The sequence below is a fragment of the Gordonia sp. NPDC127522 genome (assembly GCF_042672305.1).
GTDB lineage: Bacteria > Actinomycetota > Actinomycetes > Mycobacteriales > Mycobacteriaceae > Gordonia > Gordonia hongkongensis.
This window is the reverse complement of record NZ_JBHXVK010000038.1, coordinates 1,290-2,586: the sequence shown is the minus strand read 5'-3', so window position 1 is coordinate 2,586 and position 1,297 is coordinate 1,290. Positions and strand designations below refer to the sequence as shown.

Here is a 1,297-nt window from a genome sequence, read left to right as displayed (position 1 = left end):
GCGGGTGATGGCGTGCCTTTTGAAGAATGAGCCTGCGAGTTAGTGCTCGGTGGCGAGGTTAACCCGTGTGGGGTAGCCGTAGCGAAAGCGAGTCTGAATAGGGCGAAAGAGTCGCCGGGTCTAGACCCGAAGCGGAGTGATCTACCCATGGCCAGGGTGAAGCGTCGGTAAGACGTCGTGGAGGCCCGAACCCACTTCAGTTGAAAATGGAGGGGATGAGTTGTGGGTAGGGGTGAAAGGCCAATCAAACTCCGTGATAGCTGGTTCTCCCCGAAATGCATTTAGGTGCAGCGTCACATGTTTCTTACTGGAGGTAGAGCTACTGGATGGCCGATGGGCCCCACAGGGTTACTGACGTCAGCCAAACTCCGAATGCCGGTAAGTGAGAGTGTGGCAGTGAGACTGCGGGCGATAAGGTTCGTAGTCGAGAGGGAAACAGCCCAGATCGCCGGCTAAGGCCCCTAAGCGTGTACTAAGTGGAAAAGGATGTGGGGTCGCGAAGACAACCAGGAGGTTGGCTTAGAAGCAGCCACCCTTGAAAGAGTGCGTAATAGCTCACTGGTCAAGTGATCCTGCGCCGACAATGTAGCGGGGCTCAAGTACACCGCCGAAGCCGCGGCACTCACACGTTAGCCCGTCGATCTTCTACGGAGGGTCGACCAGGTGTGTGGGTGGGTAGGGGAGCGTCCTGCATCCGTGGAAGCGCCGGAGTGATCCAGGTGTGGAGGGTGTGGGAGTGAGAATGCAGGCATGAGTAGCGAAAGCAGAGTGAGAAACTCTGCCGCCGAATGACCAAGGGTTCCTGGGCCAGGCTAATCCGCCCAGGGTGAGTCGGGACCTAAGGCGAGGCCGACAGGCGTAGTCGATGGACAACGGGTTGATATTCCCGTACCCGTGTATCCGCGCCCATGCTGAATCAGTTGTACTAACCATCCTGATCCCCCGGGAGCACCTTCGGGTGCCGAGTTGGGGTGATGCATGGGACCTTGGCTGGTAGTAGGCAAGCGATGGGGTGACGCAGGAAGGTAGTGGGGCCAGTCAGTGGTTGTACTGGTGTAAGCCTGTAGGGCGAGTGATAGGCAAATCCGTCACTCACATAGCCTGAGAGGTGATGCGTAGCCGTTGTGGCGAATTCCATGATCCTATGCTGCCGAGAAAAGCCTCTAGTGAGTTGGTACACGGCCCGTACCCCAAACCAACACAGGTGGTCAGGTAGAGAATACTAAGGCGATCGAGAGAACTGTGGTTAAGGAACTCGGCAAAATGCCCCCGTAACTTCGGGAGAAGGGGGACCCAG

1 rRNA gene (running past one end of the window) is annotated in these 1,297 nt (G+C 57.3%); it reads left to right on the top strand.

Going from position 1 to position 1,297, the window contains the following annotated elements:
- A 23S ribosomal RNA gene (locus tag ACFVHY_RS24400) occupies positions 1-1,297 on the top strand (its annotated part continues 1,270 nt past the right edge of the window); the annotation flags it as partial.